This window comes from Streptomyces lonarensis, assembly GCF_012033735.1.
Lineage (GTDB): Bacteria > Actinomycetota > Actinomycetes > Streptomycetales > Streptomycetaceae > Streptomyces > Streptomyces lonarensis.
This window is the reverse complement of the sequence record NZ_JAAVJD010000088.1, coordinates 9,808-20,867: the sequence shown is the minus strand read 5'-3', so window position 1 is coordinate 20,867 and position 11,060 is coordinate 9,808. Positions and strand designations below refer to the sequence as shown.

Sequence of the window (11,060 nt, the reverse complement as noted above, 5' to 3'; positions counted from 1 at the left end):
GCCGATCGGGAGCGCCGTCCCCGCCGTGGGCCGCCGGCCCACCCGGCGGCGCGCCCGGCACGGGGGACGCCGCACGACCGCGGGGCGACCACCCGGCGGCCCTGCCCCCGACGCCGCGCGAACGATCCTGCGAGGCCCCCGAGCGGCGGCGTACGCCGGGGCGCGGCATGGTGGAACATCGAGGTCAGCGTCACCGGGGACCACCTGCCGAGCGGGTAATTCCGGGCGCGCGCCACGGGGGTAGGCTCGGTGGCGCCTCGGCGGGAGCAGTCCGATCCCCGTCATCACGGGCCCGCACCGCGGGCCCGGTAACCACCGCGGAGAGGAGCCCTGACGCAGGGTGAGCAGCACGCCTTCCACTTCCACGTTCGACTGGAGCGAGCAGGACGAGCGGGCCGTCGACACGGTCCGGGTCCTGGCGATGGACGCCGTCCAGAAGGTCGGCAACGGGCACCCGGGCACCGCGATGAGCCTCGCCCCGGCCGCCTACCTCGTCTTCCAGCAGCTGATGCGGCACGACCCGAGCGACCCGGACTGGACCGGCCGTGACCGGTTCGTGCTGTCCGTCGGTCACACCAGCCTCACCCTCTACATCCAGCTGTACCTCTCCGGGTACGGAATGGAGCTGGAGGACCTCAAGGCGTTCCGCACCTTCGAGAGCAAGACCCCCGGGCACCCGGAGGTCAAGCACACCACCGGTGTGGAGACCACCACCGGCCCGCTGGGCCAGGGCATCGGCAACGCCGTCGGCATGGCCATGTCCGCGCGCTACGAGCGCGGTCTCTTCGACCCGGACGCCGCCCCCGGCACCTCGCCGTTCGACCACACCATCTGGGTGTTCGCCGGCGACGGCTGCCTCCAGGAGGGCGTCTCCGCGGAGGCCGCCTCCCTGGCGGGCCACCAGAAGCTCGGCAACCTCGTGCTGCTGTGGGACGACAACCACATCTCCATCGAGGGCGACACCGAGACGGCCGTCTCCGAGGACGTCCTGGCGCGGTACGAGGCGTACGGCTGGCACGTGCAGCGCGTCCCGCAGGCCGACAACGGCGACCTCGACCCCGCCGCCCTGCAGCTGGCGCTGCTCGCCGCGCAGGCCGAGACCGGCCGCCCGTCGATCATCGCCGCGCGCTCGATCATCGCCTGGCCCGCGCCGAACGCGCAGAACACCGAGGCCGCCCACGGCTCGGCGCTCGGCGACGAGGAGGTCGCCGCCACCAAGCGCCTGCTGGGCTTCGACCCCGAGCAGAGCTTCCAGGTGGACCCGGAGGTGCTGGCGCACGCCCGCAAGGTCGTCGACCGCGGCCGCGCCGCGCACGCCGCGTGGGACGAGCGGTTCGCCGCCTGGCGCGAGGCCAACCCCGAGCGCGCCGCCGAGTTCGACCGCATCCGCGCCGAGAAGCTGCCGGACAACTGGGAGGACGCGCTGCCGTCCTTCGAGCCGGGCAAGGCCGTCGCCACCCGCAAGGCCTCCGGCGAGGTGCTGAAGAAGCTCGGCGCCGTCATCCCGGAGCTGTGGGGCGGTTCGGCCGACCTCGCGGGCTCCAACAACACCACGATCGACCCCGACAGCTCGTTCCTGCCGGCCGGGAACCCGCTGCCGACCGCGGACCCCTACGGCCGCACGGTGCACTTCGGCATCCGTGAGCACGCCATGGGCTCGGCGATGAACGGCATCGCGCTGCACGGCAACACCCGCATCTACGGCGGCACCTTCCTGGTGTTCTCCGATTACATGCGGCCCGCGGTGCGGCTCGCCGCGCTGATGCGCGTGCCGGTCACCTACGTCTGGACGCACGACTCCATCGGTCTCGGCGAGGACGGCCCCACCCACCAGCCGGTGGAGCAGCTGACCGCGCTGCGCGCGATCCCGGGGCTGAACATCGTCCGGCCCGCCGACGCCAACGAGACCGTCATCGCGTGGCGCGAGATCATGCGCCGCCACAACGCCGCGCCCGCGCCGCACGGCCTGGCGCTGACCCGGCAGAACGTGCCGACCTACGCGGCCAACGAGGACACCGTCCGCGGCGGCTACGTCCACACCGAGGCCGAGGGCGGCGACCCGCGGCTGGTGCTGATCGCCACCGGTTCCGAGGTCCAGCTGGCCGTCGCGGCCCGCGAGACGCTCCAGGCGGAGGGCATCCCCACGCGCGTCGTGTCGATGCCGTGCGTGGAGTGGTTCGAGGAGCAGGATCAGGCGTACCGCGACACCGTGCTGCCGCCGTCGGTGCGGGCGCGTGTCGCTGTCGAGGCCGGTGTCGGCCTCACGTGGTACCGGTGGATCGGCGACGCCGGCCGGCTGGTGTCGCTGGAGCACTTCGGTGCCTCCGCCGACTACCAGACGCTGTACCGCGAGTTCGGCATCACCGAGGAAGCCGTGGCGCAGGCCGCCCGGGAGTCCCTCGCCGCCGCCCAGGGCTGACCACACACGACCGAGCAGGAGTTGCGATTCCCATGACCGAAGCACTCAAGCGGCTCTCCGAGGAGGGTGTCGCGATCTGGCTGGACGACCTGTCCCGCCGGCTCATCACCTCGGGCGACCTCGGCGAACTGCTCGACCAGAGCTACGTGGTCGGGGTCACCACCAACCCGGCGATCTTCCAGAAGGCGATCTCCGCCGGGGAGGGCTACGAGCGGCAGGTCGCCGAACTCGCCGTGCGCGGCGTCTCCGTGGAGGAGGCGCTCCGCATGATCACCACCGCCGACGTGCGGGACGCCTGCGACGTCCTGCACCCGGTGTTCGAGGTGACCGGCGGGCGTGACGGCCGGGTCTCCATCGAGGTCGACCCCCGGGTCGCCCACGACGCCGAGGCCACCGCCGCCGAGGCCAAGCAGCTGGCCTGGCTGGTGGACCGTCCCAACACGCTCATCAAGATCCCGGCCACCCGGGGCGGGCTCCCCGCCATCACCGAGACGGTCGCCCAGGGCATCAGCGTCAACGTCACGCTGATCTTCTCCCTGGAGCGCTACCGCGAGGTGATGGACGCCTACCTCACCGGCCTGGAGCAGGCGGACGCCAAGGGCCTGGACATCTCGCGCATCCACTCGGTGGCGTCGTTCTTCGTCTCCCGCGTGGACACCGAGATCGACAAGCGGCTCGACGCGCTGGGCACCGAGGAGGCGACCGCGCTGCGCGGCAAGGCCGCCCTCGCCAACGCCCGGCTCGCCTACCAGGCGTACGAGCAGGTCACCGCCTCGGACCGCTGGCGGGCGCTGCTCGCCAAGGGCGCCAACGCCCAGCGGCCGCTGTGGGCCTCGACCGGCGTCAAGGACCCGGCCTACCCGGACACCCTGTACGTCACCGAGCTGGTGGCGCCCGGCACCGTCAACACCATGCCGGGGGCGACGCTGGAGGCCACCGCCGACCACGGCGAGATCACCGGCAACACGGTGAGCGCCGACGGCGAGGAGGGGTACGCCCGCGCACGGGCGGAGCTCGACGCGCTGGCCCGGGTCGGCATCTCCTACGACGAGGTCGTCCAGCTGCTGGAGGACGAGGGCCTGGAGAAGTTCGAGACGGCCTGGAACGAGCTGCTGGCCTCCACCAAGGCCGAACTGGACCGGCTCTCACCGAAGAAGGGCTGACAACACCAGTGAGCAGCCACTCCACGGGAGGACAGGGCGGCGACCCCGCCCTGTCCAACCCGTTGCGGGACCCCCAGGACCGGCGCCTGCCGCGGATCGCGGGCCCCTCCGGCCTGGTGATCTTCGGCGTGACCGGGGACCTCTCGCGCAAGAAGCTGATGCCGGCCGTCTACGACCTCGCCAACCGGGGGCTGCTGCCCCCGGGTTTCTCGCTGGTCGGGTTCGCCCGGCGGGACTGGGCGGACGAGGACTTCGCCAAGGTCGTGCACGACGCGGTCAAGGAGCACTCCCGCACACCCTTCCGTGAGGAGGTGTGGCAGCAGCTCTCCGAGGGGATGCGGTTCGTTCCCGGCGTCTTCGACGACGACGAGGCGTTCGAGCGGCTGCGGGAGACCATCAACACGCTCGACCAGGAGCGGGGCACCAGCGGCAACTTCGCGTTCTACCTGTCGGTGCCGCCGAAGTTCTTCCCGACCGTCGTGCGGCAGCTGAAGAAGCACCAGCTGTCGGAGCCGCCCGAGGGCAGCTGGCGCCGGGCGGTCATCGAGAAGCCGTTCGGCCACGACCTGGCCTCGGCGCAGGAACTGAACCGCACCGTGCACGGGGTCTTCCCCAACCACGAGGTCTTCCGGATCGACCACTACCTCGGCAAGGAGACGGTCCAGAACATCCTGGCGCTGCGGTTCGCCAACACGATGTTCGAACCGCTGTGGAACCGCGGCTACGTCGACCACGTGCAGATCACGATGGCCGAGGACATCGGGATCGGCGGCCGCGCCGGCTACTACGACGGCATCGGCTCCGCCCGGGACGTCATCCAGAACCACCTGCTCCAGCTGCTGGCGCTGACGGCGATGGAGGAGCCCGCCTCCTTCGACGCCAAGGCGCTGGTGACGGAGAAGCTCAAGGTGCTGCGCGCCGTGCGGCTCCCCGCCGACCTGGCGCGGCACACCGTGCGCGGGCAGTACGGCGCGGGTTGGCAGGGCGGCGAGCGGGTCCTCGGCTACCTGGAGGAGGACGGCATCGACCCCGAGTCGGTGACCGACACCTACGCGGCGCTGAAGCTGGAGATCGACAACCGCCGCTGGGCGGGCGTGCCGTTCTACCTGCGGACCGGCAAGCGGCTCGGGCGCCGCGTCACGGAGATCGCGGTGGTCTTCCAGCGCGCCCCGTACTCGCCGTTCGACGCCACCGACACCCGGGAGCTGAACAACAACGCCCTGGTGATCCGGGTCCAGCCGGACGAGGGCGTGACACTGCGGTTCGGTTCGAAGGTCCCGGGCACCCAGATGGAGATCCGCGACGTCACCATGGACTTCGCGTACGGCGAGTCGTTCACGGAGTCCTCCCCCGAGGCCTACGAGCGGCTGCTGCTGGACGTCCTCCTCGGTGACGCCAACCTCTTCCCCCGCCACCAGGAGGTGGAGCGGTCCTGGGAGATCCTCGACCCGGTCGAGGAGTTCTGGGCCGCGCAGGGCAGGCCGGAGCCCTACACCGCCGGCACCTGGGGCCCGGAGGCCGCGGACGACATGCTCGCTCGGGACGGACGGAGTTGGCGGCGCCCATGAAGATCGACCTCACGGACACCACGTCCGGCCAGATCAACGCGGCGCTCATGAAGGCCCGGCGGGCCACCGGCTCGCCGGCCGTCGGCATGGTGCTGACGCTGGTCCTGGTCACGGACGAGGGCACCCACTACGACGCGCTGCGCGCGGCCAGCGAGGCGTCGAAGGAGCACCCCTCGCGCATCCTGGTCGTGGTGCGGCGCCCGGGGCGGTCGCCCCGGGACCGCGCCCGCGCCCGGATGGACGCGGAGGTGCGCGTCGGCGGTGAGACCGGCGCCGGGGAGACCGTGCTGCTGCGGCTGCACGGCGAACTCGCCGCCCACTCCTACAGCGCGGTGCTGCCGCTGCTGCTGCCGGACGCCCCGGTGGTGGTGTGGTGGCCGGAGGACGCGCCCGAGCGGCCCGCCTCCGACCCGCTGGGCGCGCTCGCGCAGCGCCGCATCACCGACATGGCCGCGGCCGAGGACCCGGTGGCCTGCCTGGCCCGCCGCGAGGCGGGGTACGCCCCCGGTGACACCGACCTCGCCTGGACCCGGATCACCCCGTGGCGCAGCATGCTCGCCTCGGCGCTGGACCAGCGGCACGCCCCGGTGACGGGTGCGGTGGTCGAGGGCGAGGAGCACAACCCCAGCACGGAGCTGCTGGCGCTGTGGCTCGCCGACCGTCTCGGTGTCCCGGTCCGGCGGGTGCTCTCCGCCGGACCGGGCATCACCGGGGTCCGGCTGTACACCGCCGACGGCGAGATCTGCCTGGACCGGCCCGACGGGTCGCTGGCGGAGCTGGCCGTCCCCGGCCAGCCCGAGCGGCACGTCGCCCTGCACCGGCGCGACACCCCCGAGCTGATCGCGGAGGAGCTGCGGCGGCTCGACCCGGACGAGGCGTACGCCTCGGCGCTCCGGTTCGGGGTGGCCCGGCTGGAGCACCTGCCGGCGGCTGCGGCCGCCGCGGCGGACGACGCCACGGGTGACGGCGACGGGACGGTGGAGGCCGCGGCGGCGACCGAGGCCGACGCCGGCGCGAAGCCCGCCGGGCGGGCGCGCGCGGGTCGTGCCCGCTCCGCCAAGGCGGGACGGGCCGGCAAGGGTGAGGCGGCCGACGCGGCAACCGGCGGGGACGCCGCGGGCAGCGGGGAGGCGACGGCATGACTGACTCCCCCGAGGTGGTCGTCCACCGCGACACCGAGGTGATGGCGCACGCCACCGCCGCCCGGCTGCTGACCGCGCTGGCCGACGCGCAGGCCGCCCGCGGCACCGCCTCCGTGGTGCTGACGGGCGGCCGCAACGGCAACGCGCTGCTGGCGGCGCTGGCCGCCTCTCCCGCGCGCGAGGCGGTCGACTGGTCGGCGCTGGACATCTGGTGGGGCGACGAGCGCTACCTGCCGGACGGTGACCCCGACCGCAACGCCACCCAGGCGCAGCAGGCCCTGCTGGGGAAGGTCGGCGTGGACCCCGCGCGGGTGCACGCGATGCCGTGCTCCGACGGGGCGTTCGGCGCCGACGTGGCCGCCGCCGCGGCCTGGTACGCGCGGGAGCTGGCGGCGGCGGCCGGGCCCGGTGCCCCGCACGGCGCCCCGGCCTTCGACGTGCTGCTGCTGGGTGTCGGTCCGGACACCCACGTCGCGTCGCTGTTCCCGGGCCACCCGGGGTTCGCGGCGCGGGACGCCGCGGCGGTGGCCGTCACCGCCGCGCCCAAGCCGCCGCCGACGCGGATCTCCCTGACGGTGCCGGCCATCCGGTCGGCACGGCAGGTGTGGCTGCTGGCGGCGGGCGAGGACAAGGCCGACGCCGTGGCACGGGCACAGGCCGCACCGGCCGACGGCGAGGTCCCGGCGGCAGCCGCCCGCGGCCGGGAGCGGACGCTCTGGCTGCTGGACCGTACGGCCGCCGGTACCGCCTGACGGCCGTCCGCCGTTGATCCGAAGGGTCCGGACACCGAACGCGGTGTCCGGGCCCTTCGCCGTGCCCCGACGCGCTGCGCGCCGCGCCGGACGGACGGACGGCGGCTCGCCGGGCCGGGCCGTGTGGCCGCGGCCACTGGGGGCAGGAGCGCCCGCACGCGGCGCGCGCCGCGTACGACCGACCGGCGCACCGCGCTGCCGCGGCACGCGCCGGGCCCCGGCTGGAAGGACCCCTGCGTGATCCGTACCCCATCCCTCGGCGCCGGCGTGGCGGTGGCCACCGCGCTCGCCCTCGCCCTGTCCCCCGTGCCCGCCACAGCCGCGGCCGACGACGGGCCCGAGTGGGGCGAGTGCCCCGGCGGCGCGGAACGCGGCGTCTACTGCGCCGCGTTGGAGGTGCCGCTCGACCACGACGACCCCGACGCCGGCACCATCGAGCTGACGCTGTCGATCACCGGCCGGGGCGACGCCCCGCGCACCCTCGTGGTCAACCCGGGCGGGCCCGGCTCCCGGGGCATCGGCACCGAACGGCAGGTGTGGTCGTCGCTGCCGCCCGAGGTCGCCGACGTGTACAACGTCGTCAGCTTCGACCCCCGCGGCGTGGGCGCCTCCACACCGCTGGTGTGCGGCGAGCCGGACACCGAACCACCGCGTCCCGCGCTCCCCTACCGGCCCGGCTCCGCCGACGAGGAGGCGGAGCGGCTGGATGCCGCCCGCCAGGTGGCGGAGGCGTGCGGCGCCGAGGGCGCGGAGCTGCTGCCGCACCTCACCACCGAGAACGCTGCCCGCGACCTGGAGCTGATCCGCGCCGAACTCGGCCAGGAGCAGCTGGACTTCCTCGGCTACTCCTACGGGACCCGGCTCGGCACCACCTACGCGACGCTCTTCCCGGAGCGGACCGGTCGGATGGTCCTCGACAGCGTCCGCGACCCGTCGGACAGCTCCTGGGAGGTGCAGTTCAAGCAGAACGACGCCTTCCAGCACCGCGCGGGCCAGTTCTTCGCCTGGGCGGCGGAGCACGACGACGCCTACGGCCTCGGTTCCGACGCGGCGGCGGTCGAAGAGAGCTGGGACGCCACCCGGGAGGAGCTGGCGCAAGAGCCGGCAGGCGGGCGCGCGGGCAGCGCCGAGCTGGACGACATGCTCGCCTCGGCGCTCTACACCGACCTCTCCTGGCCGCAGCTGGCCGGGACGGTGGCGGCCCACCGGGCGGGCGACTCCGGGCGGCTGCTGTCGGCGGTGGACCAGCTCGCCGAGCAGGGCGTCCCCGCGGCGCTGCTCGCCTACACCTGCACCGACGACGCCTGGCCCACCGACTGGGAGACCTGGCGGGCGGCGACCGCCGAATCGGCGGAGCGCGCCCCGCACTTCGCCTGGCTGAACACCTGGTACAGCGCACCGTGCGCGTTCTGGGAGGAGCCCGCCGGCGAGCCGGTGGATATCGGCTCGGTGGAACTGCCGCCGATGCTGCTGCTGCACGCCGCCGACGACCCCGCGACGCCGCTGGCCGGCGCGGAGCGGATGCGGGAGGTGCTGACCGACTCGCGGCTGGTGGTCGTCGACAGCGGCAACCACGGGCAGTTCCTGTACGAGCGGAACGGCTGCGTGGACGACCACGGCTTCCGCTACCTGCTCACCGGGGAACTGCCGGAGTCCGACACCACCTGTGAGGGCGGCGAGCCACCCACCGCCTGACCGGGCGGCGACCTCCGGCGCCCCGGGGCCCGTGCCGTGGCACACGGGCCCCGGGGCGCGGCGGGCAGCGGGAGGTACGGCGGCTCAGCGGCCCCGCAGCTCGCGGTAGCGCGCCACCAGCGCGGCGGTGGAGGCGTCCAGCCCGGGTACCTCGGCACCCTCGGTGAGCGCCGGCTCCACCTGCTTGGCCAGGACCTTCCCCAGCTCCACGCCCCACTGGTCGAAGGAGTCGATGTCCCAGATCGCGCCCTGCACGAAGACCTTGTGCTCGTAGAGCGCCACCAGCTGGCCGAGGACGGAGGGGGTCAGCTCCGGGGCCAGGATGGTGGTGGTCGGGCGGTTGCCGGGGAAGGTGCGGTGCGGGACCAGCTCCTCGGCGACGCCCTCGGCGCGCACCTCCTCGGAGGTCTTGCCGAACGCCAGCGCCTGCCCCTGGGCGAAGAGGTTCGCCATCAGCAGGTCGTGGTGGCCGGCCGGGCCCGCCGGCATGCCGCTGACCGGGCGGGCGAAGCCGATGAGGTCCGCGGGGACGAGCTGGGTGCCCTGGTGCAGCAACTGGTAGTACGCGTGCTGGCCGTTGGTGCCGGGGGTGCCCCACACCACCGGGCCGGTCTGCCAGTCCACCGGACGGCCCTGGCGGTCCACCGACTTGCCGTTGGACTCCATGTCGAGCTGCTGGAGGTAGGCGGTGAACCGCCCCAGGTAGTGCGAGTAGGGCAGCACCGCGTGGGAGCGCGCGCCGTGGAAGCCGCCGTACCAGACCCCCAGCAGGCCGAGCAGCAGCGGCGCGTTCTCCTCCGGCGGCGCCGAGCGGAAGTGGTCGTCGATCAGGTGGAAACCGGCGAGCATCTCGCGGAAGTTGTCGGGACCGATGGCGGTCATCAGCGCCAGGCCGATGGCCGAGTCGAAGGAGTAGCGGCCGCCGACCCAGTCCCAGAACTCGAACATGTTGTCGGTGTCGATGCCGAACTCGGCGACCTTCGCCGCGTTGGTGGAGACGGCGACGAAGTGCCGCGCCACCGCCGACTCGTCGCCGGCCGGCACGCCGAGCCCGGCCAGCAGCCACTCCTTGGCGGAGGTGGCGTTGGTGATGGTCTCGATGGTGGTGAACGTCTTGGAGGCGACGACGAACAGCGTCTCGGCCGGGTCGAGGTCGTGGACCGCCTCGTACAGGTCGGCGCCGTCCACGTTGGAGACGAAGCGGACGGCCAGCCCGCGGTCGCTGTAGGCGCGAAGCGCCTCGTAGGCCATGGCCGGACCCAGGTCGCTGCCGCCGATGCCGATGTTGACCACCGTGCGGATGCGGGAGCCGGTGTGGCCCCGCCAGTCGCCGGACCGGACGCGGTCGGCGAAGACCTGCATCTTCGTGAGCACCGTGTGCACCGCCGGGACCACGTTGGTGCCCTCGCCCGCCACCGCCACCACGGCGTCGCTCGGGGTGCGCAGCGCGGTGTGCAGCACCGCGCGGTCCTCGGTGGTGTTGATGCGCTCACCGGTGAACATGGCGTCGCGCAGCCCGGCGACGTCCGTGGCGCGCGCCAGCTCGCGCAGCAGCCGCAGCGTCTCGTCGGTGACGAGGTTCCGCGAGTAGTCGATGTGGAGGTCGCCGGCGCGGACCGTGAGGCGCTCGGCGCGTCCCGGGTCGGCGGCGAAGAGCTCCCGCAGATGCGTGCCGGTCGACTCCGCGTGGTGGACGGCAAGCGCGCCCCACTCCGGCATCCGGTCCAGCCTGGCCCGTCCCGCTGCGTTCATCGTGCGTATCGCCCATCCGTGTCGACGTCACCGATGGGGCACACGCTAGTCGATCACGGGACGGCAGCCGGGGGCAGCGCGCGCGTATCCGGCCGGACGCTCAGATCTCGCCGCGGAGCTTGGCGAGCGCCTCGGCCAGGATGGCCTCGCCGTCGGCCTCGGTCCGGCGCTCGCGCACGTAGGCGAGGTGGGTCTTGTAGGGCTCGGTGCGCGGCGGCGCGGGCGGGTCGTCGCGGTCGGTGCCGGCCGGGAACCCGCAGCGCGGGCAGTCCCAGTGCGGCGGGACCTCCGCGTCACTGGCGAAACTCGGCCGCGTCTCGTGCCCGTTGGCACACCAGAAGGAGATGCGCAGGCGCGGGGCGGAATCCCCGCGCTCGGCCTCGCCCATGGGCCCCGCCCCGACCCGGCTGCCCCGGATCGCGTTGCCACCTGCCACGGTCGTAACTCCCTGCCTCAGCTGCGGAAGAAGTCGCTTCAGTGTAAGTGACGAAACCCGCGCGCACAGGGGGCTCACGCGTGCGGGTGAGCGGGGGAACGGAAGCGCCCGGCCCCTCGCGGGGCCGGGCGCG

General features: G+C 73.9%; 8 protein-coding genes. 6 read left to right on the top strand and 2 right to left on the bottom strand.

Features of this window, described 5'->3' with window-relative positions:
• Positions 1 to 340: 340 nt before the first annotated feature.
• The 6 genes from tkt to HCN56_RS13150 all read left to right on the top strand — a co-directional run bounded on the left by tkt (position 341) and on the right by HCN56_RS13150 (position 8,739).
• Positions 341 to 2,419 (top strand): transketolase, encoded by a 2,079-nt coding sequence (tkt, locus tag HCN56_RS13175; RefSeq protein ID WP_167970656.1) that lies wholly within the window; start codon positions 341 to 343, stop codon positions 2,417 to 2,419.
• Positions 2,420 to 2,451: 32 nt separating this feature from the next.
• The gene (gene tal / locus HCN56_RS13170; protein ID WP_167970654.1) at positions 2,452 to 3,582 is read left to right on the top strand and encodes a transaldolase; all 1,131 of its coding nucleotides are present in this window, start codon (positions 2,452 to 2,454) and stop codon (positions 3,580 to 3,582) included.
• An 8-nt stretch (positions 3,583 to 3,590) separates the two neighbouring features.
• Positions 3,591 to 5,150 (top strand): glucose-6-phosphate dehydrogenase, encoded by a 1,560-nt coding sequence (gene zwf / locus HCN56_RS13165; protein WP_312871214.1) that lies wholly within the window; start codon positions 3,591 to 3,593, stop codon positions 5,148 to 5,150.
• A complete protein-coding gene (gene opcA, locus HCN56_RS13160; RefSeq protein WP_167970652.1) occupies positions 5,147 to 6,292 on the top strand; it encodes a glucose-6-phosphate dehydrogenase assembly protein OpcA in 1,146 nt (381 codons plus the stop codon). Before zwf ends, opcA begins: the two co-directional genes overlap by 4 nt.
• Positions 6,289 to 7,044: a 6-phosphogluconolactonase gene (pgl, locus tag HCN56_RS13155; protein WP_167970650.1), complete on the top strand. Its 756-nt coding sequence runs from the start codon at positions 6,289 to 6,291 to the stop codon at positions 7,042 to 7,044. Before opcA ends, pgl begins: the two co-directional genes overlap by 4 nt.
• A gap of 237 nt (positions 7,045 to 7,281) precedes the next feature.
• Positions 7,282 to 8,739 carry an alpha/beta hydrolase gene (locus HCN56_RS13150; protein ID WP_167970648.1) on the top strand — a complete coding sequence of 486 codons (1,458 nt, stop codon included), beginning with the start codon at positions 7,282 to 7,284 and terminating at the stop codon, positions 8,737 to 8,739.
• Positions 8,740 to 8,823: 84 nt separating this feature from the next.
• Here HCN56_RS13150 and pgi read toward each other — a convergent pair whose 3' ends face one another.
• Complete coding sequence (gene pgi, locus HCN56_RS13145; RefSeq protein ID WP_167970646.1) at positions 8,824 to 10,491, bottom strand: glucose-6-phosphate isomerase; 1,668 nt, start codon at positions 10,489 to 10,491, stop codon at positions 8,824 to 8,826.
• A gap of 100 nt (positions 10,492 to 10,591) precedes the next feature.
• On the bottom strand, positions 10,592 to 10,927 hold the full coding sequence (locus tag HCN56_RS13140; RefSeq protein ID WP_167970644.1) for an RNA polymerase-binding protein RbpA: 336 nt from the start codon (positions 10,925 to 10,927) through the stop codon (positions 10,592 to 10,594).
• Between the last annotated feature and the right edge of the window lie 133 nt (positions 10,928 to 11,060).